The sequence below is a fragment of the Mesorhizobium sp. IMUNJ 23033 genome, assembly GCF_044778005.1.
In the GTDB taxonomy this organism is placed as follows: Bacteria; Pseudomonadota; Alphaproteobacteria; order Rhizobiales; family Rhizobiaceae; genus Mesorhizobium; species Mesorhizobium amorphae_A.
This window is the reverse complement of sequence record NZ_JBJACT010000016.1, coordinates 31,509-57,983: the sequence shown is the minus strand read 5'-3', so window position 1 is coordinate 57,983 and position 26,475 is coordinate 31,509. Positions and strand designations below refer to the sequence as shown.

Annotated in this window: 31 protein-coding genes; 17 read left to right on the top strand and 14 right to left on the bottom strand. The window is 62.6% G+C overall.

All coding sequences use genetic code 11. From position 1 onward, the window contains the following. Positions 1-127 precede the first annotated feature (127 nt). The 10 genes from ACFX5Q_RS18520 (at position 128) to ACFX5Q_RS18475 (ending at position 8,869) form a co-directional block, all read left to right on the top strand. Positions 128-1,135, top strand: coding sequence for a sterol desaturase family protein (locus ACFX5Q_RS18520; protein WP_404280388.1), 1,008 nt, complete (start codon positions 128-130; stop codon positions 1,133-1,135). Between the two features lie 102 nt (positions 1,136-1,237). Next, positions 1,238-2,218, top strand: coding sequence for a sugar ABC transporter substrate-binding protein (locus ACFX5Q_RS18515; protein ID WP_404280386.1), 981 nt, complete (start codon positions 1,238-1,240; stop codon positions 2,216-2,218). A 168-nt stretch (positions 2,219-2,386) separates the two neighbouring features. Next, on the top strand, positions 2,387-3,388 hold the full coding sequence (locus ACFX5Q_RS18510; RefSeq protein WP_404280384.1) for an ABC transporter permease: 1,002 nt from the start codon (positions 2,387-2,389) through the stop codon (positions 3,386-3,388). Continuing rightward, positions 3,388-4,206: an ATP-binding cassette domain-containing protein gene (locus ACFX5Q_RS18505; protein WP_404280379.1), complete on the top strand. Its 819-nt coding sequence runs from the start codon at positions 3,388-3,390 to the stop codon at positions 4,204-4,206. The genes ACFX5Q_RS18510 and ACFX5Q_RS18505 overlap by 1 nt, the downstream gene beginning before the upstream one ends. Positions 4,207-4,316: 110 nt before the next feature. Further along, entirely contained in the window at positions 4,317-4,628 is a 312-nt protein-coding gene (locus ACFX5Q_RS18500; RefSeq protein ID WP_006202552.1) for a MocE family 2Fe-2S type ferredoxin, read from the top strand. A gap of 1 nt (position 4,629) precedes the next feature. Then, positions 4,630-5,412 (top strand): TIM barrel protein, encoded by a 783-nt coding sequence (locus ACFX5Q_RS18495; protein ID WP_404280376.1) that lies wholly within the window; start codon positions 4,630-4,632, stop codon positions 5,410-5,412. A gap of 10 nt (positions 5,413-5,422) precedes the next feature. Continuing rightward, the gene (locus ACFX5Q_RS18490) at positions 5,423-6,253 is read left to right on the top strand and encodes a 3-methyl-2-oxobutanoate hydroxymethyltransferase (RefSeq protein ID WP_404280374.1); all 831 of its coding nucleotides are present in this window, start codon (positions 5,423-5,425) and stop codon (positions 6,251-6,253) included. 128 nt (positions 6,254-6,381) lie between these two features. Continuing rightward, positions 6,382-7,383: an inositol 2-dehydrogenase gene (gene iolG / locus ACFX5Q_RS18485; RefSeq protein ID WP_404280372.1), complete on the top strand. Its 1,002-nt coding sequence runs from the start codon at positions 6,382-6,384 to the stop codon at positions 7,381-7,383. 171 nt (positions 7,384-7,554) lie between these two features. After that, the gene (gene purU / locus ACFX5Q_RS18480) at positions 7,555-8,439 is read left to right on the top strand and encodes a formyltetrahydrofolate deformylase (protein ID WP_404280370.1); all 885 of its coding nucleotides are present in this window, start codon (positions 7,555-7,557) and stop codon (positions 8,437-8,439) included. 223 nt (positions 8,440-8,662) lie between these two features. Then, the gene (locus ACFX5Q_RS18475; RefSeq protein ID WP_404280368.1) at positions 8,663-8,869 is read left to right on the top strand and encodes a transcriptional regulator; all 207 of its coding nucleotides are present in this window, start codon (positions 8,663-8,665) and stop codon (positions 8,867-8,869) included. Positions 8,870-9,194: 325 nt separating this feature from the next. Here the strand turns inward: ACFX5Q_RS18475 and ACFX5Q_RS18470 are convergent, their stop codons facing one another. Then, positions 9,195-10,424 (bottom strand): MFS transporter, encoded by a 1,230-nt coding sequence (locus tag ACFX5Q_RS18470; protein ID WP_404280366.1) that lies wholly within the window; start codon positions 10,422-10,424, stop codon positions 9,195-9,197. A gap of 130 nt (positions 10,425-10,554) precedes the next feature. Between ACFX5Q_RS18470 and ACFX5Q_RS18465 the strand changes: the two genes are divergently transcribed. Continuing rightward, a complete protein-coding gene (locus tag ACFX5Q_RS18465) occupies positions 10,555-11,439 on the top strand; it encodes an AraC family transcriptional regulator (RefSeq protein WP_404280364.1) in 885 nt (294 codons plus the stop codon). Here ACFX5Q_RS18465 and ACFX5Q_RS18460 read toward each other — a convergent pair. The 7 genes from ACFX5Q_RS18460 to ACFX5Q_RS18430 all read right to left on the bottom strand — a co-directional run bounded on the left by ACFX5Q_RS18460 (position 11,436) and on the right by ACFX5Q_RS18430 (position 17,516). After that, complete coding sequence (locus ACFX5Q_RS18460; RefSeq protein ID WP_006202540.1) at positions 11,436-12,371, bottom strand: ribose-phosphate pyrophosphokinase; 936 nt, start codon at positions 12,369-12,371, stop codon at positions 11,436-11,438. The two genes, ACFX5Q_RS18465 and ACFX5Q_RS18460, sit on opposite strands and share 4 nt — an antisense overlap. A gap of 156 nt (positions 12,372-12,527) precedes the next feature. Beyond that, entirely contained in the window at positions 12,528-13,154 is a 627-nt protein-coding gene (locus ACFX5Q_RS18455; RefSeq protein WP_404280362.1) for a hypothetical protein, read from the bottom strand. A 61-nt stretch (positions 13,155-13,215) separates the two neighbouring features. Further along, complete coding sequence (locus ACFX5Q_RS18450) at positions 13,216-14,367, bottom strand: M24 family metallopeptidase (RefSeq protein ID WP_404280360.1); 1,152 nt, start codon at positions 14,365-14,367, stop codon at positions 13,216-13,218. Further along, the gene (gene pgeF / locus ACFX5Q_RS18445; protein ID WP_404280358.1) at positions 14,367-15,161 is read right to left on the bottom strand and encodes a peptidoglycan editing factor PgeF; all 795 of its coding nucleotides are present in this window, start codon (positions 15,159-15,161) and stop codon (positions 14,367-14,369) included. Before pgeF ends, ACFX5Q_RS18450 begins: the two co-directional genes overlap by 1 nt. A 91-nt stretch (positions 15,162-15,252) precedes the next feature. Beyond that, complete coding sequence (locus ACFX5Q_RS18440; RefSeq protein ID WP_404280355.1) at positions 15,253-16,320, bottom strand: class I SAM-dependent methyltransferase; 1,068 nt, start codon at positions 16,318-16,320, stop codon at positions 15,253-15,255. After that, positions 16,317-17,171 (bottom strand): prolipoprotein diacylglyceryl transferase, encoded by an 855-nt coding sequence (gene lgt / locus ACFX5Q_RS18435; RefSeq protein WP_404280353.1) that lies wholly within the window; start codon positions 17,169-17,171, stop codon positions 16,317-16,319. The genes ACFX5Q_RS18440 and lgt overlap by 4 nt, the downstream gene beginning before the upstream one ends. Positions 17,172-17,276: 105 nt before the next feature. Beyond that, the gene (locus tag ACFX5Q_RS18430; protein WP_404280351.1) at positions 17,277-17,516 is read right to left on the bottom strand and encodes a BrnA antitoxin family protein; all 240 of its coding nucleotides are present in this window, start codon (positions 17,514-17,516) and stop codon (positions 17,277-17,279) included. 184 nt (positions 17,517-17,700) lie between these two features. On the opposite strand from ACFX5Q_RS18430, the gene ACFX5Q_RS18425 reads away from it, so the two are divergent. The 3 genes from ACFX5Q_RS18425 (at position 17,701) to ACFX5Q_RS18415 (ending at position 19,192) form a co-directional block, all read left to right on the top strand. Further along, on the top strand, positions 17,701-18,003 hold the full coding sequence (locus ACFX5Q_RS18425; RefSeq protein WP_404280349.1) for an accessory factor UbiK family protein: 303 nt from the start codon (positions 17,701-17,703) through the stop codon (positions 18,001-18,003). Positions 18,004-18,326: 323 nt separating this feature from the next. Beyond that, positions 18,327-18,827, top strand: coding sequence for a YbjN domain-containing protein (locus tag ACFX5Q_RS18420; protein ID WP_006202532.1), 501 nt, complete (start codon positions 18,327-18,329; stop codon positions 18,825-18,827). A gap of 5 nt (positions 18,828-18,832) precedes the next feature. Next, entirely contained in the window at positions 18,833-19,192 is a 360-nt protein-coding gene (locus tag ACFX5Q_RS18415; protein ID WP_404280346.1) for a tRNA-binding protein, read from the top strand. Here ACFX5Q_RS18415 and ACFX5Q_RS18410 read toward each other — a convergent pair. The 4 genes from ACFX5Q_RS18410 to ACFX5Q_RS18395 form a co-directional block, all read right to left on the bottom strand. Next, the gene (locus tag ACFX5Q_RS18410; protein WP_192183807.1) at positions 19,189-20,211 is read right to left on the bottom strand and encodes a glycosyltransferase family 1 protein; all 1,023 of its coding nucleotides are present in this window, start codon (positions 20,209-20,211) and stop codon (positions 19,189-19,191) included. The genes ACFX5Q_RS18415 and ACFX5Q_RS18410 overlap by 4 nt on opposite strands. Before the next feature lie 207 nt (positions 20,212-20,418). Then, on the bottom strand, positions 20,419-21,834 hold the full coding sequence (locus tag ACFX5Q_RS18405; protein WP_404280343.1) for an ATP-binding protein: 1,416 nt from the start codon (positions 21,832-21,834) through the stop codon (positions 20,419-20,421). 46 nt (positions 21,835-21,880) lie between these two features. Continuing rightward, positions 21,881-22,600 carry a response regulator gene (locus ACFX5Q_RS18400; protein ID WP_006202527.1) on the bottom strand — a complete coding sequence of 240 codons (720 nt, stop codon included), beginning with the start codon at positions 22,598-22,600 and terminating at the stop codon, positions 21,881-21,883. Continuing rightward, entirely contained in the window at positions 22,587-23,120 is a 534-nt protein-coding gene (locus ACFX5Q_RS18395) for a MarR family winged helix-turn-helix transcriptional regulator (RefSeq protein ID WP_006202526.1), read from the bottom strand. Before ACFX5Q_RS18395 ends, ACFX5Q_RS18400 begins: the two co-directional genes overlap by 14 nt. Before the next feature lie 247 nt (positions 23,121-23,367). On the opposite strand from ACFX5Q_RS18395, the gene ACFX5Q_RS18390 reads away from it, so the two are divergent. The 3 genes from ACFX5Q_RS18390 (at position 23,368) to ACFX5Q_RS18380 (ending at position 25,548) form a co-directional block, all read left to right on the top strand. Further along, positions 23,368-24,261, top strand: a complete 894-nt coding sequence (locus tag ACFX5Q_RS18390; protein ID WP_120014682.1) for a branched-chain amino acid aminotransferase — start codon at positions 23,368-23,370, stop codon at positions 24,259-24,261. A 145-nt stretch (positions 24,262-24,406) separates the two neighbouring features. Next, positions 24,407-24,721 carry a hypothetical protein gene (locus tag ACFX5Q_RS18385; protein WP_404280497.1) on the top strand — a complete coding sequence of 105 codons (315 nt, stop codon included), beginning with the start codon at positions 24,407-24,409 and terminating at the stop codon, positions 24,719-24,721. Positions 24,722-24,906: 185 nt separating this feature from the next. Then, positions 24,907-25,548 (top strand): MBL fold metallo-hydrolase, encoded by a 642-nt coding sequence (locus tag ACFX5Q_RS18380; protein ID WP_404280340.1) that lies wholly within the window; start codon positions 24,907-24,909, stop codon positions 25,546-25,548. Positions 25,549-25,624: 76 nt separating this feature from the next. Here the strand turns inward: ACFX5Q_RS18380 and ACFX5Q_RS18375 are convergent, their stop codons facing one another. Together ACFX5Q_RS18375 and ACFX5Q_RS18370 are read right to left on the bottom strand one after the other, a co-directional pair. Then, positions 25,625-26,044, bottom strand: a complete 420-nt coding sequence (locus ACFX5Q_RS18375) for a BA14K family protein (RefSeq protein ID WP_404280338.1) — start codon at positions 26,042-26,044, stop codon at positions 25,625-25,627. 194 nt (positions 26,045-26,238) lie between these two features. Continuing rightward, positions 26,239-26,451, bottom strand: a complete 213-nt coding sequence (locus ACFX5Q_RS18370; RefSeq protein ID WP_006202521.1) for a cold-shock protein — start codon at positions 26,449-26,451, stop codon at positions 26,239-26,241. Positions 26,452-26,475: the final 24 nt, after the last annotated feature.

Sequence of the window (26,475 nt, the reverse complement as noted above, 5' to 3'; positions counted from 1 at the left end):
CGCAAGCACCGCCAGCCCAAGGATAGCAGCAGCACAGCGCAGACAGGTTCTGACCCTCCGCCCTATGGCGGTGTGAGGCAGCGTGCGCGTGCGAGCCATCCCAAGGCGTTGCGGGTGGAGGATTTGCATGGACGATCTCAAATACGGCGTACGCGACAAGCGCGGCGACTGGAAGCCAAACGGGCGCATCGAGGCCGTGCCGTTGTGGAGCTGGCCACCGAAGCTGCCGAAGGTCCTGGCATGGCTGCCCGGCTATATCTGGCCGTGGAATGCCTTCCACATGGCCACTGCGCTGATCTACTGGTCCTATGTCGTCCCCAGCGTCGAGACGATGAAGACCATCGACTGGCGCTGGGCTCTGTGGCTCTATGCCGTCAACGCAGCCGCGATCCTGGTCTTCTACGGCATCTTCGAGCTGCGCTACTACATCAAGCGCGCCCAGCAGACTCGGTTCAAATACAACCACAAATTCCCCGGCGATGCGCCGTCCGACGTGTTCTGGTTCCAGAGCCAGAACCTCGACAACTTCCTGCGCTCGTTCTTCATAACCATCCCGTTGTGGACGGTGGTCGAAGTCATCTTCCTGTGGTGCTTTGCCAAGGGCTACGTGCCGTGGGTCGGCTGGCAGGACCACCCGGTCTATCTCGCGGCGCTGGTGCTGGTCGCGCCGGCCATCCACGAGGTGCACTTCTTCTTCATCCACCGCCTGATCCACTGGGGCCCGCTTTATCGCTGGATCCACTCGGTCCACCACAATTCGATCAACCCGTCGCCCTGGTCGTCGCTGTCGATGCATCCGGTGGAGGGGTTTCTGTACCACGCGGTCGCCTTCTGGCACCTGGTCATCCCGTCCAACCCGATCGTCGCGCTGTTCCAACTGCATGTTGCGGGTTTCGGCGCCGTCAACGGCCATCTCGGCTTCGACAAGCTGGAGGTGACCGAAGACACGGCCATCAACAGCCACGCCTACACGCACTACCTGCACCACAAATATTTCGAGGTGAACTACGGCGGCGACGGGCTGATCCCGCTCGATAGATGGTTCGGCACCTGGCACGACGGCACCAAAGAGGGCGATGCCATGATGGACGCCCGCTTCCAGAAGAAGAGGGAGCGCATGAACGCCGGGGCGTGAGCCGGGCGAAGCATCGATCACGGCGCGCAATCGGGAGAGAGGCGCGTGAAGCGACAAAGTTTTTCAAAACCCGTCTGACGACGGCAACTGGGAGGAGACGACATGAAGCGTGCAACAAGACTCTTGACGGCAATGATGACAGCGGCCGTGATGGCGACAGGTGCCACAGCCGCAATGGCCGATGGGGCGAAGATCTTCGTCATCGGCGGCAAGGCGGACGACCCGTTCTGGTCGAAGGTCAAGAAGGGCGCCGACGACGCCGGCAAGGTTGCCGAACTGACCGGCGGCTCGGTGACCTGGCTCGGCCCGCAGAATTACGACAATCTCGGCCCGGATGCCGCCAAGCTGATCCGCACCGCGCTCAGCCAGAAGCCGAGCGCCATCGTCGGCCCGGACTGGGTGCCCGAGGCCATGGATGACGCCTTCAAGGAAGTCGTTGCCGCAGGCGTGCCGCTCATCATCTACAATTCCGGCGGCATGGATGCAGCCAAGCGGCTCGGCGCCATGAACTATGTCGGCAACGAGGAATACGCGGCCGGTCTCGGCGGCGGCGAATATTTCGGCAGCCATGGCGCCAAGAACGTGCTTTGCGTCAACACATTGCCGGGCTCCACCAATACGGAAGACCGCTGCAAGGGCATCGCCGACGCCATCGCCAAGAGCGGCGGCAAATCCACCCAGTTGCCGCTGCCCTCATCCAGCTTCGGCAACCCGACAGCGGTCGCCGAGGCGATCAAGGCCGCCGTGCTGAAAGACAACACCCTCGACGGTCTCATCACCATCAGCGCTGGCGACGCCAACAGCGCGGCCAATGCCATCAGCCAGGCCAATGTCGGCGACAAGGTCAAGCTCGCTTCGTTCGACATGGACGAAACCGGCCTGCAGCGTATCAAGGACGGCCAGCAGATGTTCTCGATCGACCAGCAGCCTTACCTGCAGGGCTATCTTGCGGTGTCGCTGCTGAACGGCTTCGTCAACTATGGGCTCGATCTGCCGACGAAGCCTGTGCTGACCGGACCGGGGATCGTCGACGCCGCCAACGTCGACGCGACGTTGGCTGGTGCCGCGGCCGGCGCCCGATAAGTTGCGCAAACCGAGTGTCCGGCCCATCCGAGGGCCGGACATCGCCAGCCGGCGCCCCCGACGAGGGCCGCGCCAGGCTTCCCATTGTTCAAGCCAGGGACCACTTCGATGACATCCCAAGCCCATGACCAACCCGCTGTGACAGCGACTGCGCCCCCGCATTCTTCGATGCCCTCGATCGGCAGCCTGGTGCGGCGCCCCGAGGTCGGCTCGCTGATCGGCATGATCGCCGTGCTGGTGTTCTTCTCGATCTTTGGCGGCGCCAATTTCATGTCGGCCGGCGGTGCCGCCAGCTGGCTCAACGTCGCCTCTGAACTCGGCATCATCGCACTCCCGGTGGGCCTACTGATGATCGCCGGACATCTCGATCTCTCCGTCGGGTCGATGGTCCCCGCCAGTTCGATGACCATCGCCATCCTCTCGGGCCACTACGACCTGCCGATCATCGTCGGCATCCTCGCCGCGCTTGGCCTTGGGCTGGCCGTCGGCTTCATTAACGGGGTCTTGGTGATCCGCACCAAGGTGCCGTCCTTCGTCGTCACCCTGGCAACGCTGTTCGCGCTGGCCGGCCTGACGCTCGGGCTTTCGATCATCCTGTCCGGCAGCACGAGTGTCGCGCTAAAGGGCGGACCGATCGCCAAGCTTGTGTTCGGCGACTATCTCGGCGGCAAGTTCCAGGTGACCCTGTTCTGGTGGATCGCGATCGTCCTGATCGTCGGCTTCATCCTGAATTTCTCCCGCTTCGGCAACTGGATCCTGGCCATGGGCGGCGACGCCGTCAGCGCCCGCAATGCCGGCATCCCGACGGACCGCGTCACCATCGCACTGTTCATGAGCAGCAGCCTGTGCGCAGCCTTCGTCGGCATGTCGCAGGCGATCCTCTACAACAGCGCCCAGGTGGCCGCCGGGCAGTCCTTCATCTTCAACTCGATCATTGCGGTGGTCATCGGCGGCGTGCTGCTCACCGGCGGATATGGTTCGGTGGTCGGCATCGTGTTGGGCACGCTGACCTTCGCAATCGTCAACCAGGGTATCTTCTACACCGGCTTCGACGCCAACTGGGCGAGCCTGATCATCGGCGTCCTGCTGCTCGCCGCCGTGCTGATGAACAACACCTTCCGCACCATGGCGCTGACCTACGCGCCGCGCACCAAGACGAGGGCCCGCTGATGACAACGCCCTTGCTCAGACTGACTGGGATCAACAAGTCGTTCGGTCCCATCGACGTGCTCCATGACATTTCCCTCGAGGTCAACAGAGGCGAGGTGCTGTGCCTGCTCGGCGACAATGGCGCGGGAAAATCCACGCTGATCAAGATCCTCTCCGGCGTCCACAAGCCGACATCGGGCAGGTTGGAAATGGACGGCAAGGCCGTTGAGTTCGGCAGCCCGCGCGACGCCAGCGATCATGGCATCGCGACGGTCCACCAATTCGGCGGGACGTTCCCGCTGATGAGCATCGGCCGCTCCTTCTTCGTCGGCGCCGAGCCGACGCGGCGATGGGGGCCGCTCACCATCTACGACCGCAAGCGGGCCAACGAGATCGCCGTCACCGAGATGCGCCAGCTCGGCATCACCCGCATCGACGACGGCGACCGCCTCGTCGGCGGACTGTCCGGGGGCGAGCGTCAGGCGCTGGCGATCGCCCGTGCCGTCCATTTCGGCGCCAGCGTGCTGATCCTCGACGAGCCGACGGCCGCGCTCGGCGTCAAGGAGGCGGCGCACGTCCTGCGCATCGTCCTGCAGGCGCGCCGCAAGGGCATCGCGGTCATCTTCATCACCCACAATGTCGTCCATGCGCTGACCGTCGGAGACCACTTCGCCGTCCTTATCAGAGGCTCCAAGGCCGCCGATTTCCGCAAGGGTGAGAAGAGCCGCGAGGCGATCACCGACCTGATGGCCGGCGGCGAGCAGATGGCCGAGCTCGAAGCCGAGATCGAGAGCTTCTCCGCGACCAACGATGCGCCGCGCGACGGAGCACATGCGTAACCCAGTGAGGATGCCTTCCACACGGGCATCTTCCCTCCCGGGGCGGCCGGCGGACATGTGTTCCGCCGGCCGACTTTTCGACCAACCGAGGACCAGGCTGCAGGAAGACAATGGCAAAGTGGATTGATGCATGTGCGACGGATGATATCGATGAAGAGGACGTCATCCGCTTCGATCACGAAGGCCGGACATTCGCCATCTATCGGAGTCCCGACGATGCGTTCTTCTGTACCGACGGCCTGTGCACGCATGAGAAGGTGCATCTGAGCGACGGGCTGGTCATGGAATACAGGATCGAATGCCCGAAGCACAACGGCGTCTTCGATTACCGGACCGGCGAAGCGGTGCGCGCACCGGTCTGCGTGAATCTCAAAGCCTACAAGACAAAGGTCGAAGACGGCCGCGTGTACATCGAGGTCTGACATGTCCGATACCTTCACCCTTGCGGCCTGCGCCGAGATGCTGTGGCGCGACCGGCCGATGGAATTCCGCGTCAAGCGCCTGACCGAAATGGGTTTTCAGGTCGGCCTCTGGAACTGGCCCGAGCATGACCTCGCAATGCTGGAGAAATCCGGCGCCACCTTCTCGATCATGAACGGCTATCTGCGGGGCCGGCTTGCCGATGACGAGGGTGCCGCCGAACTTTTGAAGACGGCGAAGGAGACGGCGGACGTCGGCAAGCGCCTCGGCGTGGCGCGGCTCAATCTACACGGGACGGGACTGGGCGAGGGCGGCCTGCCGGTCACGCCTTGCGGGACCGTCACCGGTGCGATGTGGCTCAAGGCGCGCGACACGCTGAACCGCATTGCGGACCTCGCCGAGGCGGAGGGCGTGACCTTCACGCTGGAGAATTTGAACCTGCCGGTCGATCATCCCGGCGTGCCGTTCGCGCGCGCCGAGGACACGCTTGCGCTGGTTTCCAGCGTGAACCGGCCGGGGCTGCGCCTCAACCTCGATCTCTACCATGCGCAAATCGGCGAGGGGAATTTGATCGAGCTCTGCCGCGCCTGCCTGCCGTGGATCGGCGAGGTCCAGGTGGCCAACGTGCCTGGTCGAATGGAGCCCGGCACCGGCGAGATCAACTACAAGGGCATCGCCCGTGCGCTGAAGGACATGGGCTACCGCGGGCCGGTCGGCATGGAGGCGTTCGCCTCCGGCGATCCCGAGGCGGCACTGCAGGCCTTCCGCGACGCTTTCACTGTCTGAGGGAACAAGAATGGTCACGAAAAACACCCGGCCCACCGTCGCAGACATTCGCGCCATGAAGAGCCGCGGACAAAAGATTTCCATGCTCTACGTCACCACGCTCGAAGAGGCGGCGGCAGCGGACGCGGCCGGTGTCGACATGCTGTCGATCGAGGGCCGCTTCTTCTCGCCCGAGATGCGCGAGGCGGCCGGCAGATGCTTCGTCCAGGTCGGGCTGCCTTATGGCGGTTGGGGAACCTTTGAGGGCCGGCCTCTCGCAACTGCCGAGGATTATCTGCGGGCAGCTTTCCATTTCGCAGCGATGGGAGGTGACTGCTTCTATTGCGCTGCCTCTTATGACATCCAAAAGACATTATGCGACAACCACGTGCCAATCGTCGCGCATGTCGGCCTCATTCCTTCCTACATCACCTGGACAGGCTTTCGCGCGGTGGGCAAGACCGGGCAGGAAGCCCTGAAAGTCTGGCAGCAGGTGAAGCGGCTTGAGGCCATCGGCTGCTTCGGAGCCGAGCTCGAAGTTGTCCCTGACAAAGTCGGTGCATTCATTTCGAAGAACACTTCGATGATCATGCTCGGCATGGGAGCCGGGCCGGGTGCTGACGCCCAGTATCTCTTCGCCGAAGACGTATTGGGCCATACCCAGGGTCACAAGCCACGGCATGCGCGTACCTATCGCAATTTTGCAATCGAATACGAGCGGCTCCAGAACGAGCGGGTTGCGGCCTTCAAGGAGTTCATCGCCGACGTCAATTCTGGCGCCTATCCGGCGCCGGAACACAACGTTCCGATCGCCGACGAGGAATTCGCTCGCTTCGTCAATCAAGCCGAAGCCGGATCCTAGACCTCGGCGGATGGGCCACCACGATGTACGGCGCAAGAAAGAACACGAACGCCTGCGGATGTGGATCGTCTCAGAGCAGCGAAAGCTGACCCCTATCAATTCAATGTCGTACGGAGCTTTGGAAACTGATGCTTAATGTTGGACTTCTCGGGGCCGGGCGGATTGCCGGCGTTCATGCGACGGCGATCGCGTCGCACCCTGGCAGCAAACTCGTCGCCGTGTCGGACATCAATACGGCGGCCGCCGAAAAGCTCGCTGCCCAATACCGGGCTGAGGTACGAACTACAGAAGCCGTCCTAAATGATCCCGCCATCGATGCGGTTTTGATTGCCACCTCGACAGACACTCATTCTGATTTGATCGAGCGGGCGACAGCTGCTGGCAAAGCTGTTCTTTGCGAGAAGCCGGTGGACCTCAGTCTTGCGCGCGCGCTGGAATGCCGCAAGGCAGTTGCCGCCACGAAGCGTCCGGTAATGATCGGCTTCAACCGCCGCTTCGACCCAAATTTCGCGGCGCTGAAGGCTGCTGCCGACAGAGGCGAGATCGGCAAGACCGAACTCCTGTCAATCACATCCTTCGACCCCGCGCCGCCGCCCGTTGCCTACATCAAGGTCTCGGGTGGACTGTTCCGCGACATGATGATCCACGACTTCGACATGGCGAATTTCATCATGGGTGCCGCACCCATGGCGGTGACCGCCGTCGGATCCTCGATCGTCGATCCTGAAATCGGCGCAGCGGGCGATGTCGACACTGCTGTGGTCACGCTCACCTACGATGATGGCCGGATTGCTGTCATCAAGAACAGCCGGCGCGCGGTTTATGGCTATGACCAGCGGTTGGAACTGCTGGGTTCGCAAGGGCTACTGCAGGCGCGGAACATGCTGGAAAACTCGGTGGTGAAGTCCACCACCACCGGCGTGACGGGGGCCAAGCCGACCTACTTCTTCCTGGAGCGCTACATGCCGGCCTATGCCGCCGAATGGGCCGGTTTTGTCGAGGCAGTTAATGGCGGTAAGGCGGTTCCCGTCACCCTGGACGATGGCATTGCCGCGCTGGCGATGGCAGAGGCAGCATCGGTGTCGGCGAAGACCGGGGCTCCTGTGAGACTCGCCAGCGTGCTTGGCTGACGGTCCTTGCGAGCAGGCGCCAAGCGCCTGGCCGCATAGTGTTGCAATTGACGGAAACCAGAAACGGCCTGGTCACAGGGCGGGCGGTTATTGTGTGTGCGCCGCCAAACTTTGCGACATGCCCATCGTTTTGGCTCACGAAGCATTTCGAAAGACCAACGGAAGAAATTCATGTCCAGCTTCGCCCTCAGAGTCAAATGCCGCTCAACCAGGGGAATTGTTGCAGCGATCTCGACCTTCCTTGCAGATCAGACCTGCAACATTGCCGATAGCGCACAATTCGATGACGCCGACACCGGCAACTTCTTCATGCGGATAAGCTTCCGCTCCGAGGGCGGCTGTGACCTCGAGCAACTACGTGCAGGTTTCGGTGCGATCGCCACGCGTTTTGGCATGGAGGCCGAGTTTTTCGACGAAGCGGTGAAGCGCAAGGTGATCATCATGGTCTCACGCTTCGGACACTGCCTCAACGATCTCCTGTACCGCTGGCAGATCGGCGCGCTTCCGATCGACATCGTCGCCGTGATTTCCAATCATATGGATTATCAGAAGGTTGTGGTGAACCACGACATCCCGTTTTACGGGATCACGGTGACGAAGGAGAACAAGGTCAAAGCTGAAGCGCAGCAGATGCGCATTGTGGAGGAGACCGGGGCCGAGCTGATCGTGCTGGCACGCTACATGCAGGTGTTGTCCGACGAGATATGCCGGACGATGTCAGGGCGCATCATCAATATCCACCATTCATTTCTGCCGTCTTTCAAGGGTGCCAACCCCTACAAACAGGCCTACGAGCGCGGCGTAAAACTGATTGGTGCAACATCCCACTACGTGACTGGCGATTTGGACGAAGGCCCAATTATCGAGCAGGACACGATCCGTGTGACGCATGCGCAATCAGCTGAGGACTATGTCAGCCTCGGTCGCGATGTCGAGGCGCAGGTCTTAGCCCGCGCCATCCATGCGCACATTTACGGACGGGTTTTCTTGAACGGAAACAAGACGGTTGTTTTTCCTGCGTCGCCGGGCTCCTACGCATCGGAACGAATGGGATGATCTCACAAATCAAGCGGCCGTTGGAGGATCCGGCTCCATGTAGTCCGATGATCGCAATCCGATTTCAAAGCTCAAGCGACTTAGCCGAATTTGCAACATGACAGTCATGGTGTCGAACGTCTTCTTCGCATTCTTCAAGAGCTAGAACGATGAACAAACCTCGAACTCTCGATGAAATCAAAGTAGCTATCGCCAAACGCGAGCTGGTCTTGCCAAGGGCGATGTGGCGCGACAAATTCTTGAGAAGCCCGAGATTGCCGCTTTCGATAGTACATCTGTTGTCGCTTGCCGCTGCCAAGTGGGAACCTCGACGGTTTCCCGGCTTGCTCGTCACTTGGGGTTCGCGAATTATCGGGAACTCAGACGGGTGTTCCAAGATCATCTTCGAACTCGGTCCCAGACGTCAAACGTGCGCATGCCTGCATTTTGAGATAGGTCGACGTTCGTGGCGACACTGGTGACCTTACACACCATCGCGCAGCTGCCGGCTACTGGCTTGTAGATCGGTCTTTGACGCGGAAAAGCGGGCCGTTCGAAAATCTCCCGGGCACTCAGGACGGCTTTCCTGCAGTCGCCGACGACGGCAACCACGATCCGTCGAAAGCTCGAGCCTTCGGCGCTATAGCGGACTAGCGCTCTGCAAATATTTCTGCCGTGCTCCCGGGCCGATCGAGCTTCCAGACACGTGCTATGCAGCGGCGCATCATGCAAGCGTGTTGCTGCGCACTTTTCCTGGAATTGCTCGCGGCCTCCGTCTAGACCCTTCTCGCTTCCTTCGTGTTGGGCAAAAACACGGTCAGCAGGCCGAGCAGCGGCAGGTAGGAACAGATCTGGTAGACGAAGTCGATGCCCTTCATGTCGGCGACGACGCCGAGCACGGCTGCGGCGATGCCGCCCATGCCGAAGGCGAAGCCGAAGAAGATGCCGGCGATCATGCCGACCCGGCCCGGCACCAGCTCCTGCGCGAAGACGACGATGTTGGAAAAGGCCGAGGACAGGATCAGGCCGATCAGCACGGTGAGCACCATCGTCCATTCGAAATTGGCATAGGGCAAAGCCAGCGTGAAGGGCAGCACGCCAACGATCGAGAACCAGATCATCGCCTTCTGTCCGTAGCGGTCGCCAAACGGGCCGCCGAGCAGGATGCCCAGCGCCGAGGCGCCGAGGAACAGGAACAGCATGACCTGCGACATCTGCACCGAAACACCGAATTTATGGATGGCGTAGAAGGTGTAGTAGCTGGAGATCGAGGCGATGTAAGCGTTCTTGGTCAGCACCAGCAGGGTCAGCACCGCCAGCGCCCCCATCACCTTGCGGCGCGGGAAGGGCGAGACGAAGCTTGCCGCCTTGCGGTTGGCGAGCGTGGCGCGCAGCCGGCTGTACCAGCCGCCGACCCGCCACAGAACGATGATGCCGATCAGCGAGCCGACGGCGAACCAGGAAATGCTGGTCTGGCCGAACGGCACGACGATGAAAGCGGCGAGCAGCGGCCCCATTGCCTGGCCGAAATTGCCGCCGACCTGGAACAGCGATTGCGCAAGGCCGAAGCGGCCGCCAGAGGCGAAGCGGGCGATGCGGGAGGATTCCGGATGGAAGATGGCCGAGCCGATGCCGATCAGCGAGGCGCCAATCAGCAGCAGCCAGTAGTGGCCGGCATGGGCGAGCACGATCAGGCCGATCAGCGACGAGGCCATGCCGTAGGGCAGCGAATAGGGCATCGGCCGCTTGTCGGTGACCGCGCCGATCATCGGCTGCAGCAAGGATGCCGTCACCTGGAAGGTGAAGGTCAAAAGGCCGATCTGCCAGAAATCGAGACCGTAATTCTCCTTCAGCAACGGATAGATGGCCGACAGCAGCGACTGCATGATGTCGTTGATGCAGTGGCAGAAGCTTACCGCAAGGATGACGGTGAAGGCCGTCGCTTGCGCCGAAGTGTGGCTGGCCGTCGCAGGTGTGGCGACGGCGGTGGCTGTCGTGTCGGTCAAGGCATGCTCCGTGGTCTTCCAGCGGGCTCACCCGCAAAGGCGGCCCCATAGGTCGGTTGCCTTATAATCCGGTTGATCGGCGACTTCTTTCGTGGTTTGGTCCAATAGTTTCGCAAGTGGGCCATAGCCGATGCCGCATGGCAGGGAGATATTCAGGGGCGACGCCGCCGAATTGGGGCGCCTGCACCAGAGCCGCTGGCAGTGGCTGGAGCAGGCCGTCGGGCCGGCGGTGGCGCTGCCGACCGAGTATCCCGACGGCTACCACGTGCCGCAGCATTCCCACAGCCGCAGCCAGCTCTTGCATGCGCTGGTCGGCGTCGTGCTGGTGACGACCAGGCATGGGCGCTGGATGGTGCCGCCCGACCATGCCATGTGGATCCCGGCCGGCATCGAGCATTCCGTCGAGATGCTGGGCGATGTCTCGATGCGCTCGGTCTATGTCATGCCCGACGCGATAGCCGGGCTGCCGGATGGACTGCGCGTCGTCGGCATCACCGATCTGATGCACAGCCTGATCGTGGAATCCGAAAAGCTGCCGCAAGGTGCTGAGCTGGAAGGGCGCGGCGGGCTGATCATGGGCCTGTTGCTGCACGAGATCCCCAACCTGCCGGAACGGCCGCTCGGCTTGCCTTTTCCGTCGGACCCGAAGCTGGCCGCACTGTGCCGGCGTTTCGTCGCGGCACCCTCGCCACACGCGACGATCGACGAATGGGCCGACATCGTCGGCATGAGCCGGCGCTCCTTTACCCGCGCCTTCCATCGCCAAACCGGGCTGTCGCTGTCGACCTGGCGCCAGCAGGCCTGCCTGTTCGCGGCGTTGCCGCGGCTCGCCGACGGCGAGCCGATCACCAGGGTGGCGCTCGATCTCGGCTATGACAGCGTGCCGGCCTTCATCACCATGTTCAAGCGCATGCTGGGCGCCTCGCCGCGCGGCTACATGCGCGGCGCGCGCGATGCCGGCGAAGGTATGAAGCGGCTAAGCGGTCCCGCCAGGCCGGAGAGTGCGACGGTTTAGTCGAACAGGCTCGATACCGATTCCTCGGTCGCCGTGCGCGAGATCGCTTCGCCCATCAGGTCGGCGATCGAGATGACGCGGATGTTGGGAGCGTCGAGCACGCCTTGCGTCGGCTGGATGGAATCGGTGATCACCAGTTCCTGCAGTTTCGAGCCGCTGATGCGGGCGACGGCGCCGCCGGACAAGACGCCGTGGGTGATGTAGGCGGTGACGCTGGTGGCGCCATTGGCAAGCAGCGCATCGGCTGCATTGCACAGCGTGCCGCCGGAATCGACGATGTCGTCGATCAACAGGCAATCCTTGCCGGCGACCGCGCCGATGATGTTCATGACCTCGGATTCGCCGGGACGTTCGCGGCGCTTGTCGACGATGGCGAGCTGGGCGTCGAAACGCTTGGCCAGCGCGCGGGCCCGCACCACGCCGCCGATATCGGGCGACACGACGACGACATTGGCGAGCTGCTTGTATTTCGCCTTCACGTCGCGGGCCATCACCGGCACCGAGAACAGATTGTCGGTCGGGATATCGAAGAAGCCCTGGATCTGGCCGGCATGAAGATCGAGCGTCAGCACGCGGTCGACGCCGGCGCGGGTGATCATGTTGGCGACCAGCTTGGCCGAGATCGGCGTGCGGCCGGAGGCGCGGCGGTCCTGCCTGGCGTAGCCGAAATAGGGGATGACCGCCGTGATGCGCTTGGCCGAGGAGCGCATGAAGGCGTCGATCATGATGAGTAGTTCCATCAAATGATCGTTGGTCGGGAAGGAGGTCGACTGCAGGATGAAGACATCCTCGCCGCGCACGTTCTCCTGGATCTCGACGAAGATTTCCTGATCGGCGAAGCGCCTGACGCTGGCCTTGCCCAGCGGGATGTTGAGATAGCGAGCGACCGCTTCGGCCAGCACCCTGTTGGAATTGCCCGCGAAGAGCTTCATGCACCGTTCCTGGCGAAGGATGGAGAGACCCGACAGACTCTCATGAGCCTCTTAAGCGGGCTTTTAGCGGCCCGTGCCGGTATTGCAAGTCTCGTGATCGGGAATCCGCCGGCTAATCTCAAGAAAGACCTGCCCCCGAGGAAAGCCTGCAACAGCTCACCCGGCTTGTCCGCCGAGCCACGCGGCAAACTGGTCGATCGTCTGGTCGGCGATCCCCTGCATGGTCGCCGGAGCCACCGCCGCCCAGCCTTCGCCACCCTTGATCGAGGGCGCCTTCTGCTGGCCGTTGATGCGATGCAGCCGGTTGCCGGCGGGATCATAGACGTCCCAGACATAGATGACGGTGGTGTCGCTGCCTTCCGACATTGTCGAGAAGTAGCCCTTCAACACATGCGTGGCGGTCTGGTCGGTGCTGCCGGCGAGTGTGATGCCGCGCTGCCTGGCGCGCGCCTGAAGCTCCGCCGTCAGCGGCGTCGCGGCCTCGACGGAGGCGCCGACGATTGGTGCGACCTGTAGCCGCGTCTTCGACAGGGCGGCGCTCTGGGCCGGCGAGACAGGCGACGATCCAGCCGGAGCAGCCGGAGTTGACGAAGGTGGTGCCGGGGCAGGGGCGGCGGCCGTGGTGCTGCCCGATGTGGCCGGCCCCGATGTGCCTGGCAGCGTCTGCGCCGATGTCGTCGGTGGGGTGATGGCCGAGGGTTCGAGCACGTCCTTGGCATTGGTGCAGGCAGACAGCGCCAACGCCAAAAGCAATGACACGGTCGTCACATGCGATCGTCTCATTTGCCTGACAACTCCTTGGCGACGTTTAACCTGATGAACGCGCCTCCCTCTCATTATGGATTCACTGCACGATCAAGTCGAGATCATGGCGGGAGAGCGGCTTTGGCTGGGATTCGGTGGTTAGGTAGGTGCGGCCAAGCGTCATCGCCGTCTCGGTTTCGGAGTCCATGATGATGATGTGGGAAAACAGCGTCATGTTGGGCGCGATCGGCTCGGGATTGCCCTGGTAGAACATCGGCATGTCCATCCAGGACGGGGTGAAGCGCGCGCCGACGGAGTAGCCGCAGGCGTTCAACCGGTGCTTGGTCAGATTGTGCGCCTCGAGCGTGCGGGCGTGCGCGTCGAAGACGTCGCCGAAGCTGTTGCCGGGCGTCATTGCCTTCTCCACCGCCAGAAGTGCGGCATGCGCGGCATCGAACAGCTCCTGATGGCGCTTCGACACCTTGCCGGTCAGCACTGTGCGCATCATCGGGGCATGGTAGTGGTGGAAGACGCCGGCCCATTCGAGCGTCAGCTGGTCGTTCTTGGTCAGCTTGCGGCGCCCGGACTTGTAGCGGCAGAGCAGGGCGTCGATACCCGAGCCGATGATGAACTCATTGGCCGGATAATCACCACCGCCGGCAAAGATCGCGCCTTGCATGGCGGCGAGGATTAGCGCCTCGTCGCCGCCCTGCTTGATCAGCGGCAGGGCCGCATCGAGCGCGTCGTCAGACAGGTTCGCGGCCTTTTCCGCCTTGGCGATTTCGGCCGGGCTCTTGAACAGGCGCAACCGGCTGACGATGCCCGAGGCATCGGCGATCTGGCCGAAGGTCTGCAGCTGCTCGTCGAGGCGCCGGCCATTGTAGGCGGTCAGGCCATGAGTATCGTATTCGACGCCGATGCGGGCGCCGAGCAGGTCGAGTTCGTTGAGCAGGTTGCGCAGGTCGATCGCCGGATTGGCGCCGTCGCGGTCGGTCCATAGCACGATGTTGTCTATGATCGAGGTGTGGCGCGCCTGGCGCAGGTCGGCCGAGCGGGTGAGCAACACCATCGAGCCGTCGGCCTTCACCACCAGGCACTGGAAGAAGCAGAAACCGAACGTGTCGTAGCCGGTGAGCCAGTACATGCTCTCCTGCGCGAACAGGAGCACGGCGTCGAGCTTCTTCTCGGCGAGCTCGATCATCAGCCGGTCACGCCGGGCGTCAAATTCCGAGCGTTCGAAATGCAACGCCATCACTCATTCTCCAAGACAATTGCTGAAACCTGTCGTCCGTAATCCGCTTCCTTGCGGTGCGTGGTGCGCCGGTAGGAGTAGAAAAGGTCTTCCTCGGCGTAAGTGCAGCGGCCGAGCCCCTCGGCCTGCACGCCGGCCTTGCCCAGCCGGTCGACCGTGTAGAGGTTGAGGTCGAACATCGCATGGCCAGTCTTTGCCGAAGGTGCGAAATAGCGCGCATTGCCGACGTCTGCGTCGACGAAGCGGGCGACGAATTCCGGCCCGACCTCGTAGTTTTCCGGACCGATGGAGGGGCCGAGGACAGCGACGATGCGTTCGCGGCGAGCCCCTAAGCCCTCCATCGCGGAAATCGTGTTTTCGAGCACGCCGGTGAAGGCGCCTTTCCAGCCGGCATGCGCGGCGCCGATAATTCTTGCCTCGGCGTCGGCGAACAGGATCGGTCCGCAGTCCGCCGTCGAGGCGCCGACGGCGATGCCCGGCCGGTCGGTGACGACGGCATCGGCCTTGGGCCGCTCGCCGGGGAAGGGCTCCCTGGCGATGACGACATCGGGCGAGTGGATTTGATGCGCGGTCAACAGATGGTTCGCCGGCACGCCCATCCAGTCGGCGACGCGACGGCGGTTTTCACGCACCAGCGCCTGGTCGTCGTTCGAACCCGTGCCGATGTTGAGGCCGCGGTAGATGCCGCTAGAGACACCGCCAATGCGGGTGAAATAGCCGTGGCGGATGCCTTGCGCTTTCGCCTCGTCCAGCAAGGGCGACCGAACGGGATCCGGTTTGGTCTGATTCAGCATGGATGGGTTTGTTGTCCGCGCGGGCGATTTCGTCAAGGCGAAGTTCGGACAGGTGGCATGACCCAGATGCCGGCTATGAGCCGTATCCTGGTCAGCAAGCGCTCGTTTTCGGCTGAATTTTCAACACTTTGAACAGCCCGCCCATCGCGTCCGGTCCGGCCAGGCGTTCGACGGCGTCGGAAATCGCCTGCCGCGCCTGCTCATCGGCGTTGGCGCCAAGCTGGCCGGCGCGCTCGACAAGGCCCATGCCGAGCAGGAAGTCGCCCTGCGTCGTCATCTGCGCATCGAGGCCGTGCGCCCGAACCGTCGCGGCAAGGGCGGCGAAGTCGACATGGGCGGTGAGGTCAGCCTCGCCCGGATTGGCCAGCACATTGTCGTGATCATGCTTGCGCAAGGCCTGCAGCGTGTCGCCGACGCCGGGTCTGAGATGGCCATAGTCGATGAACAGGCCGGCGCCGCCCTGTCCGGCGATTCTTTCGGCGATGGCCGCCATCAGCGCGATGCGGGCCGGCGCCACCTCGACAACAGATCCTTCCGGCGCATCGGCGGCGTCACCCGGCAGCAAGGACGGGTCGATGGAGCCGGCGCCGGCGAAGAAGCGCAAAACATCCGCCTCGTCGAGGCCAACCATCCGTTCGCGCCAGCCTGCGCCGGCGCGGATGAATTGCCGGATGGGAACGGCATCGAACAGTTCATTGCCGACGATGAGCAGGGGCGCCTTCGGCAGCGTATCGATGGTTTCGTGCCAACCCAGCCTCACCGATTGGCCTGAAAGTGTCTGTTTCTGGATGCCGGTCAGGCGCGGGCTGGTTTCGATCATGGCGAAGGAGGCGTCGGCTACGAGTGCCGCATCGAGTCGCGAAAAGGCCCGCAGCATGTCCTTCATCAGCGTGCCGCGGCCGGGGCCGATTTCAGCGATGGTGACCGGCATTGGCCGGCCGGTCGCCTGCCAGGCCTGGTAGAGCCAGACAGCGACCAGTTCGCCGAACATCTGGCTGATTTCCGGCGCGGTGACGAAGTCGCCGCCCGCACCGAAAGGTTCGCGTGTCGTGTAGTAGCCGTCCGCAGGGTCGAACAGGCAAAGCGCCATGTATTCGTTGACGGGGATCGGCCCCAGCGCGCCGATCAGGTCGACGATGCGGGCCTTCAGCCGCGTCATGCCGGCTGCGGCTGCGTGACCGGCTTTGCGGTTACCATCGCCCAGATGCCAGCCAACACCATGGGCGTGGAAAGGATCATGCCCATGGTCAGCCAGTTGGTGCCCAAGAGATAGCCGAGCTGCTGGTCGGGTTCGCGGAAGAATTCGACGAAGATGCGCGACAGGCCGTAACCGCAGATGAAAGCGCCACCGACGAAGCGCGGCGTCTTCAGTTTGAGCCTGGAATGGGTGAGGATGCGCAGAACGAGGAACAGCACCAGGCCTTCGAGCAGCGCTTCGTAGAGCTGACTAGGATGGCGCGAAAACGGCCCGCCATTGGGAAATTCGACCGCCCACGGCACGTCTGTCGGCCGGCCCCAGAGTTCGGAGTTGATGAAGTTTGCGACGCGCACCAGGCCGAGGCCGACCGGCACGCCGGCCGCCACGACGTCGAACAGCGACCAGGTGCGGATGCCGCGCTTGAGCGAAAACAGGGTCATGGCGAGGATGACGCCGAGCAGGCCGCCATGGAACGACATGCCGCCTTGCCAAACCGCAAAGATGTCGAGCGGGTGGGCGATGTAGCGCGCCAGGTCGTAAAACAGCACATAGCCGGTACGGCCGCCAAGCACCACGCCGATGGCTGCCCAGACAATGAAATCGTCGAGATCTTCGGGCTTCATCGGCAAGACGCCGTCCGGCCACAATCTGGCATTGGTGGCCAGCCGCTTAGCGTACCACCAGGCGAAGAGAATGCCGACGATATAGCCGACGCCATACCAATGCACCGCCAGCGGCCCGATCTGGACGATGACCGGGTTGATGTTGGGAAAGGGCAGGGAGGCCAGCGGCAGCAGGAAATATTCGCTCAACAGGGTCTCCAAGGGTGTGGTCACGTTTGGGCGCGGACCATGCGGCAGGGTTTTGGCAGGGTCAAGGCAAGGTGGAGGTTGCCCTAGTCGTCGCCGATGGCGGACTCAACCCTGCGGCTTGCCGGCGACCATTTGCCTGAGGGCGTCATTGATCCTGTCCTGCCACCCGGGACCATCTTCCTGAAAATGGTCGAGCACGGCTCGATCGATCCTGATCGAAACAAGCTCCCTGACGTTCGGTGCAGCCGCGGGCTCGCGAATTGGCGGCGTCGGCTTTTTGATCGGCTTGAAGGCGGCCTCTGCGGCTGCCATCGGATTTGTCGGTCGGCGCGGAGGCGTTGCCATTGGTTGAACCCTGATTGAGAGCGACTCGTTGCTTGACGCAAGTCGACTTGAAAGAACTACAATAGGCGACGTGGCGCCATCACGTACAGGCCAGCCTATCGAGGTGCAATGCCGCACCAGCTTCAACGTCCTTGCATTCCACGCGCGGCGCCACTACGTCAAACCAAGCAAGCGAGGATTTGCCATGTCGACCGGACCGAACCGCATTCTCGATGAATTCGCCAAGCTGATGACGGACGCCGCCGGCGCCGCTCAAGGGGTTCGACGCGAAGTGGAGACCGCCTTCAAGGGGCAGGCCGAGCGCATCCTGAACTCGATGGACGTGGTGCAACGCGAGGAATTCGAAGCCGCGCGCGAGATGGCTGCAAAGGCGCGGGAAGAGAACACCCGCCTTGCTGCGCGCATCGAAGCACTGGAGGCGAAGCTTGCCGAATTGACCGGACATGCCGCACCGGCGGCGGCGGCAAAGCCCAGATCAAAAAAATAATCTTAAACTTTTCCACAAAGCACAATCCGAAAAAGCGCTTTGCCGTGAATCGCTTACCGGCATTGCATGAATCTTTGTGACAGCGCCTTTCCACATGCGAATGACGCAGTGCGAAAAATTGGGCTGTTCACGCGACTCCCGATCAATAGACTGAATTTGTTGCATGATTCGGAGCAGGGTCATGCGCCGGGCGGTGGGGTCCGGTCTGGGGTCTTTGCGTTTGAGACAGTCCTGGCCGTCCGAGTTCTAGACAAGATTGTTCGTTGTGTGTGCCTCTCCCGCGGAGCGTGTGGTGGCGCTCCCAGAACGACAGGAAGCATTCCATGGAACTTCTCGAACTCGAATTTTCCCGCGAAATCCACCCGGTGGACGTCATCGAACAGGTGGCGCATAACAATGACTGGTCGTTCGAGCGGGCAGGCGACGACGAGATTTCGATTTCGGTAGCCGGCAGCTGGACCGACTATCATGTTTCATTCTCCTGGATGGAGGATTTCGAGGCGCTGCATCTGGCCTGCGCCTTCGATATCAAGGTGCCGGAGGCACGCGCGCTCGAAGTGATGCGGCTGTTGTCGCTGATCAACGAGCAGATGCTGTTCGGCCATTTCGACCTCTGGGAGCAGGAAGGCGCGATCATGTTCCGCCAGTCGCTGCTGCTGGCCGGCGGAGTCGAGCCGTCGAGCCAGCAGGTCGAAGTGCTTTTGTCGTCGGCGCTGGAAGCCTGCGAATGCTATTTCCAGGCGTTCCAGTTCGTCGTCTGGTCGGGAACCTCGGCCAAGGACGCGCTCGCTGGCGTGTTGTTCGAGACCTACGGAAACGCCTGAGCCGAATGAGTTCGAGCAACGCACGCAAGCCCGAGATCAGTTTTGCCGATTTCGACCGTGTCGACATCCGCGCCGGCACGATCATCGAGGCCGAGCCGTTTCCCGAAGCACGCAAGCCGGCGTTCAAGCTGAAGATCGATTTCGGTCCGGCGATCGGGGTGAAGAAATCCTCGGCGCAGATTACCAAATACTATACGCCGGAAACGCTGATCGGCCGGCAGGTGTTCGCGGTGGTCAATTTCCCACCGCGCCAGATCGGCCCGTTCATGTCGGAAGTCCTGACGCTCGGCTTTCCCGACGAAGAGGGAGCCGTGGTACTCGGTGCGATCGAGCGCAAGGTGCCGGACGGCGGCAGGTTGTTTTAGGCGGCCAGCTTCCGCGTCGTCCCCAGTGCTTCCTCGACCGTATCGAGAAACATTTCCGCGCAGGCCTTCCAACTGTAACGCATGGCGCGTTCGCGCGCTTCGGCGCGGTCGACATTGAGGGCGGCGAGTGACGCCTCGCGCAGGTCGTTCGACACCGCGCCGCCGACGCCGTCGCCGACGATGTCGATTGGCCCGGTAACCGGATAGGCGGCGACCGGCGTGCCGCTGGCTAAAGCTTCGATGATGACGTTGCCGAACGTGTCGGTGCGGCTCGGAAAGACGAAGACATCGGCCGAGGCATAGATCTCGGCCAGTTCGTCATTCGGGCGGTGGCCGAGGAAATGCGCGTTCGGATAGCGCGCCTTGAGCTTGGCCAGTTCCGGCCCCTCGCCGACGACGACCTTGCTGCCGGGCAGTTCGAGGTCGAGGAAGGCGGTCAGGTTCTTTTCGATCGCGACGCGGCCGACGCAGAGGAACACCGGACCGGGAAAGCCCAGATCCTTGCGCTTTTCCGGCCGGAAATGATCGGTGTCGACGCCGCGCGTCCAGGGCCTCAGCTTGTTGAAGCCGCGTGCCGCCAGATCATCGGCAAGCGACTGGGTGGCGACCAGGGTGCCTTGTCCTGAATTGTGGAAATCGCGCAGCCAGCGATAGGTCCAGCTTTCCGGGACAGGCAAGCGCGCGCTGAGATATTCGGGAAAGCGCGTGTGATAGCTGGTGGTGAAGGGACGGCCGGCATTGCGGCAATAGCGGCGGGCCATGATGCCCAGCGGACCTTCGGTGACGATGTGGATGTGGTCGGCCTTGCGGGCCTCGATCAGGCGCGCGACATGGCCGGGAGTCGTCAGCGCCAGCCTTATGTCGGGATAGGTCGGCAGCGGCAAGGTGCGGAAGATGTTCGGCGTCAGGAAGCCGACCTCGACGTCGAAGGATTTCAACGTTTCGGTGAGCCGCTCCAGCGTGTGGACGACGCCGTTGACTTGCGGGCGCCAGGCGTCGGTGACCATCAATATGCGCATGGTGGCCCTTTGCTGGAAAGGTCGTCTTTTGCCTTGACACGATGCCGGAACGGCGACCATGCGGCAGCCCTCACTTCGCTCCAGCGCACCCGGGCGGGCACGGCGTCGAAGTGAGGCGTCAGAGCCGAATCAAATGAAATCGCGCGCTTCATGCGCGCTCTTCAGCATGGTTTCATGACGGGCGGATGAAGCCCCCTTGCCTGCAGATCATGCGGGAACCGTTATGATGGCGCGCAGACCGCCGAGCGGACTGTCTTCCAGCGTGATGTCGCCGCCATGGCTGCGGGCGATGTCGCGGGCGATGGAAAGACCGAGGCCGGTGCCGCTGGCGTCGAGGTTGCGCGCCTGGTCAAGCCGCACGAAAGGCTTGAACACGTCCTCGCGCTTGCCCGGCGGAATGCCCGGCCCATTGTCGTCGATGGTGACGACCAGCGAGCCGCGGCCATGGTTGGCATTGATCTCGACGGTTTTGGCGTAGCGGAAGGCATTGCCAATGACGTTGGACAGCAAGCGGGCAAAGGCATTGGGCCGTACATGCACGTCGGGATCGCCGACAAGCGTGGTCGACAGCTTGCATTTGCGCAGCGCGGCCTCCTCGCCGAGCTTCTGGAAATAGGCATCGAGATCGAAACGGCCGGGGTCTTCCGAGGCCTCGCCGCGGGCAAAGGCGAGATAGCCTTCGAGCATCGACTGCATGTCGTCGATGTCCTGGTCGAGGGCTGCCTTGGTTTCAGTCTTGCCGCCGGCCAGCGCCAGTTGCAGCTTGAAGCGGGTGAGGATGGTCCTGAGATCGTGGCTGACGCCGGTCAGCATGGCGGTGCGTTGCTCGATCTGGCGTTCGATGCGCTCGCGCATCTGGATGAAGGCAAAGCCGGCGCGGCGGACTTCTTCGGCGCCACGGGGGCGGAAGTCGCGCGGCATCGGCCGGCCCTTGCCGAAGCTTTCCGCGGCCTCGGCGAGTGTCAGGATCGGCCGGATCTGGTTGCGCAGGAAGGGAATGGCGATCATCAGCAGCACCAGCGAGGTGCCGACCATCCAGATCAGGAAAATGTGGGTGTTCGAGGCGTAGGCCTGGCTGCGACGCACGAAGACACGCAGCACCTTGCCCTCGAGCTGGATGCGCACCTCGACGATGTTGGAATTGCCGACGGTGTCGATCCAGTACGGACGGTTGATCTGCCTTGTGATCTCGGCCGAGAGGATCTCGTCGAGGATCGAGAAGAACGGTTTCGGGCCAGGGGGCGGCAGCGGATCTGGCGGCAGCAGGTCGACCTTCAGCTGCATCCTGTCCTGGGCGATGCGGATGATGTTGGCGTAGTCGGCATCGTGCGGATAGGTCTCCATCATGTCGATGATGGCGGCGATGTCGCGCACGGTCGCCTGCGACAGGCGCTGCGTCACGGTCTGCCAGTGGCGCTCCATGAAGACGAAGGCGACCACCGATTGCAGGAGGATCATCGGCGCAATGACGATGATCAGCGAGCGGGCATAGAGCCGCTTCGGCATGTACAGCGCAACCAGGCGCCAGAACCTGTTCCAGGCGCGCGGCATGGCTTTCAGTTTTCGCATCAAGCGATCACTCAAGCCGCCATTTCCCGGCCTGTCCAGCTGCGTAGTCGCCATTCGCCCTTTTCACTCGTCCGCAGCCATTCGGGCCGCTGGCGGCACTCTATTCCACGCTGAGCCGATACCCAATACCGCGCACCGTCTGCAGCCAGACCGGGTTGGACGGGTCGCGCTCGATCTTGCGGCGCAGGCGGTTGATCTGGACGTCGATGGTGCGCTCGCCGACTTCCGAATCGTCGCCGACCAGTTCATGGCGCGGGATCGTCTCGCCGGCCCGCGCCGCGAAGATCGCCAGGATCTCCTGCTCGCGGTCGGTCAGTTTCAGCGCCTCGCCGCCACGCTTCAATTCGCGCCTGGCGATCTGGAACGTATAGGGGCCGAACACCAGTTGCTCGACCTTGGGCGTCGTCGCCGGGCCGCCGCGGCGCAGGATGTTGTTGATGCGCAGGATCAGCTCGCGCGGGTCGAACGGCTTCGGCAGATAATCGTCGGCGCCGGCCTCGAGCCCGGTGATGCGGCTGTCGGTCTCGGACAGCGCGGTGAGCATGAGGATCGGCACGTTTTTTTCCGCCCGCAGCGCCTTGGTGAGATCGACGCCGGTTTCGCCCGGCATCATGACGTCGAGCACAAGCAGGTCGAAATCGAGACCGGCAAGCTTTCGCCTGGCCTCGCCGGAGTTTCCGGCGACGGTGACGCGAAAGCCGTTCTCGGACAGGTACTGCTTCAGCAGGTTGCGGATACGGGTGTCGTCATCGACCACAAGCAGATGCGGTGCGTCATCGTCCGGTGCAGTCGGATGATCAACCCTCTCAATGGTCTCCATGGCTCTTCCCCGATATTTTCGCAGGCACAATGTCAATCTGCGCTCTTAATTCCGGATTGACCATCGCTTCCAGGAAGCGTTCGATCGAGGCGCGTTCGTTGGTTCCGGAATCCTCCAATGCAGCACGGATGCGGCGTGACTGTGGCCGCGCCAGCGCCAGCGCCAGCGCGCGGCCCTTGGCCGTCGGGTAGAGTTCGCGCTGGCGGCGGTCGCGAGGGCCCTGCAACTGGACGATGTGGTCGGTGTCGATCAGCTGCTTGAGCACGCGCGCCAGGCTCTGCTTGGTGATCTTCAGCACGTCGAGAAGCTCGGCCACCGTCAGGCCCGGCCTGCGGTTGACGAAGTGCAGGACGCGGTGATGGGCGCGGCCAAAGCCATAGTCGGCCAGGATCTGATCAGGATCGGAGGTAAAGTCGCGATAGGCAAAGAAAAACAGTTCGATGATAGCGAAGTCAATACCGTCCTCGTCGGTGATCGCCGTCCTGATCGGTTTTCCGGCTGCGGGGCTTCGATCCGTCATCTCGTCTCCATGCGAAGGGGAATTATGTCAGTACTATTGACGCAATTTCCCGGCAATGGTAATTTTTGACAAGCTTTTCGGCGGATTGCGAACGAAAAGGCAAGAGGATGCCGTTTTTCCGGAACTTCCTGAGTTTGCCAGAGCTTAAATATCCGCTTACGCTTTGAGAACCCGGTCGCCCGGTGCGGCTGACACGAAACATACAACGATACAACGATATGCGGGGTGGCACCCGCGGGAGGTTATCATGGCATCCGTTCCTTTTGACCAGCTGGACGGCTTCATCTGGATGAACGGCGAGTTCGTCAAGTGGGCCGACGCCAAGGTCCATGTGCTGACCCATGGCCTGCATTATGCCAGCGCCGTTTTCGAGGGCGAGCGCGCCTATGGCGGCGAGATCTTCAAGCTTACCGAACATACCGAGCGCCTGCATGAATCGGCGCGTCTGCTCGGCTTCAAGATACCCTATTCGGTCGCCGAACTCGACGACGCGTGCCGCACGCTCTTGAAGAAGCAAGGATTCCAGGACGCCTATGTGCGCCCGATCGCCTGGCGCGGCAGCGAGCAGATGGGCGTCTCGGCGCAGAACAACCGCATCAACTGCGCCATCGCCATCTGGCAGTGGCCGAGCTATTTCGACCCGGCGCAGAAGCTGAAGGGCATCCGCCTCGACATGGCGGAATGGCGCCGCCCCGACCCGCGCACCGCGCCGTCGAAATCGAAGGCCTCCGGCCTGTACATGATCTGCACCATGTCCAAGCATGCAGCCGAGGCCAAGGGCTATGCCGACGCCATGATGCTCGACTGGCGCGGCCAGGTCGCCGAAGCAACCGGCGCCAACATCTTCTTCGTCAAGGACGGCAAGATCCACACGCCGAAGCCCGATTGCTTCCTCGACGGCATCACCCGGCGCACGGTCATCGGCCTTGCCAAGGATCGTGGGATCGAGGTGATCGAGCGCGTCATCATGCCGGAAGAACTCGAAGGCTTCGAGCAGTGCTTCCTCACCGGGACGGCGGCTGAAGTAACGCCCGTGGCGGAGATCGGACCCTACCGATTCGAGGTCGGCGAGATCGCCAAGTCATTGATGAATGACTATTCTGCTGCAGTGCAACCAAAGCATGCGATTGCTGCAGAATAACGAAAGTCACAGCTTTTTTGTCAAGCAGGGGCGGTTTTCGAGCCGCCCCTTTTATTTCAGCATCTCTGCATTTGACTTTCACCCAATTCAGCGTCTCATGATGGCGTCGGCCCGGGAGGCTGGCAGTCATGGAGGGACTGGAAATATGGACATGAACACGCTTCTTCCGATCATTGTTCAGGTGATTACGGGTATCATCGGTGGTCAGGCGGTGGGCGCGGCGCTCAAGCAAGCGGCGTTGGGTCAGCTTCCCAAAATCCTGGGCGGCGCCATTGGCGGTGTCGGCGGCGCGGCCATCCTCGGCAGCCTGCTGGGCGGCGGTACGGTCGATCCGGCAACGGCGGCGGCAGCGGGTGGATTGGGCAGCGCGTTGAACCTGGAGAACATCGTCGGCGGCGCTGGCGGCGGCGCCATCCTGACCGGCATCATCGGCGCGGTCATGAATGCGATGAAGAAGTAAGCATCGAGACATCAGGCTTTTCGCATGGGCGGCTTCGGCCGCCCATTTGTTTTTCGGCCAATCGAGATGGCCGCCGGCGGTGGACGCGGTTCGCATGTGGCTCTACATCAGAGCCGGTTTCACAAAGCTGGAGCTTGTTGCGCGTCCGAGAGGACGCCGCGCTCCAATGCAGCGAAAGGACAGACATGGGTCAGCTCAATGCCGGTATCGTGCCGGTGACGCCCTTCCAGCAGAACTGCACGATCCTGTTCGACATGGACGACAAACAAGGTGTCGTCGTCGACCCGGGCGGCGACATCGACAAGGTGTTGGCGGTTTTGCAGGACAATGCGATCACCGCTGCTGCGATCTGGATCACGCACGGCCATATCGATCACGCCGGCGGTGCGATGGAGCTGAAGGAGGCGCTCGGCGTCGACATCATCGGCCCACATGAGGCCGACCGGCCGCTGCTCGCCAATCTGGAGAACCAGGCAAAGCGCTTCGGCATCACCGATGCCGTGCGCAATTGCATTCCCGACCGTTTCCTCACCGAAGGCGAGACCGTGTCATTCGGAGCGCATTCGTTCGAAGTCCTACACTGTCCGGGTCATGCGCCGGGGCACGTCGTCTACTACAACCGGGCGGCCAAGTTCGCCCATGTCGGCGACGTGTTGTTTCGCGGCTCGGTCGGGCGCACCGATCTGCCCGGCGGCGACCATGCGGCGCTGATCGCCTCGATCAAGGAGAAGCTTCTGCCGCTCGGCGACGACATCGGCTTCATCTGCGGCCATGGTCCGGGTGGCCGCTTCGGCGAGGAGCGGCGGACCAATCCGTTCCTGACCTGACGGCAGATACCATCGCCGTTGAACAAAAAAGCGCCACCCCATGGGCGGCGCTTTGGTACGAAACAGAAAATCCGCCTCAGTTGGCGACGCAGAAATGCTGATCGCCGTCATTGCCGATGAAGGTGCCCGTGCGGGCATTGAAGGTCCGGTAACGGTCCGAGCAGTATTCGTACCAGGCGCGGGTCCACGGTTCCGCGTAGCGGTCGGCATAGACGACACGCGGCTGCTCCACATAGTAGCGACGAACCGGCGCCGGCCGCACATAACGATAGTCATAATCGTCGTCGTAGTAGCTGTAGCGGGGCTGCGGATTGCTCAGCGCGCCCGCGATCAGGGCGCCGGCCGCAAGGCCGACAACGCCGGCGGCGAGGGCGTCGCCATGGTTATGGTGATGACGGCGCCAGCGCCAGTCATCGGCATTGGCCGCAGGCAAGGTGGCCAAAGTGGTCGCGGCGATGCCCGCGGACAGGATGGCGGTCTTGAGAATTCGGTTCATTTCGGTCTCCTTCGTGCCGGCCCGGGTAATTTCAGGGGATGCGGACCGGTTTTAGCGAAGATTAGTAGAAGACCGTGGCTGAACGGGGGCTGAACGAAAATTCGCCGGATGGATCAAAACGCACGCGTCAAACCACATGTCGGGCGGGACTGGACCCGCCTCATCAGCCTCCGTCCGATCTGTCCTGAGCCGGCTTAGCCGATCGACAGATTGACGGCCTTCGGACCCTTGCCGCGCTTGTCCGGCTCGGTGTCGAATGTCACTTTCTGCCCATCCTCCAGACCGGGAAGACCCGACGCCTGCACGGCCGAAATATGGACGAAGACATCCTTCGCGCCATCGTCCGGCGTGATGAAGCCGAAGCCTTTGGCATGATTGAAGAATTTGACGGTGCCGGTCTGCGGCATGGGAAGCTCCCTTTGATCCCATAA